Raw genomic sequence first — 775 nt, forward strand, 5'->3', positions numbered from 1 at the left:
TTGGCGCTTGATGTGGGAGAGGGTGGCGTTCACGATAAAACGGGAATTGTCATGAATACTACGGTTACATCTGAGTCTTTGAAGGATGTGGACGTGGGCAAGGTGATGCAGTGCTTCAGTGATCTTCAGAAAATTGCACACGATGCGTTTTTTGAGATGATTAACAGGAGTCCGAGGATTAAGGCTAATTTGAAAATGGGAGAGGGGTAGTGTTGCATAACTCGATCATTAATAATTCAATTGTCTCGATGAATGCACATTTGTGCGTCACCGACGCGATGGCCTCGTTTGTGCTCAATAACTCGGGTCTTTCGTTTTCCTCTGCGTTTAGCGCTGGAGCCGCCAACCCGCTTCTGAGCTATGGTGCGAGAGTTGCGCAATCTAAAGAGTTGACGCGCACCTGGCACGCTGCGGCTGCGTCTATTGAACTTAGATCGGAAATCCGCAGTTTCTCTTCGCTTTCGGAGGATTGGGACGGCGAAGGCGCGCTTCCAATTGCAATGGAAGCAATCGAGTCGGCTATCGGCTTCGTTGAGAAGATGGCTGGCAGCATGAGTTTGCCAATTGCATACCCAAATCCGAATGGCACGATCACCCTGGCATGKCGCTGGCGATCTGGCAGGGCAGAGTTGGAGATCGGAAAGACAAGGCACTCTTGGCTTGTGATCGATCGTTCAGGTATTGAGCCGAAGCGGACGTCTTGCTCAGGGGATAATCAGCTTGTCCCATTGCTCGGGATGCCTGACTTATGGAGTGCGATTTCCAGTAGTAATTC

The 775-nt window shown here is 50.4% G+C and carries 2 protein-coding genes; both read left to right on the forward strand.

Annotated features, from left to right (window positions below):
• Positions 1 to 210 (forward strand): hypothetical protein (locus tag ACXJKH_RS21580; protein WP_457322449.1); only part of this gene is annotated, 210 nt, incomplete at its 5' end.
• Positions 210 to 775: hypothetical protein (locus ACXJKH_RS21585; protein ID WP_457322451.1), on the forward strand; the 566-nt coding region annotated here is incomplete at its 3' end. The genes ACXJKH_RS21580 and ACXJKH_RS21585, both read left to right, overlap by 1 nt.

The sequence above is a fragment of the Stenotrophomonas sp. P5_B8 genome, from assembly GCF_054049855.1.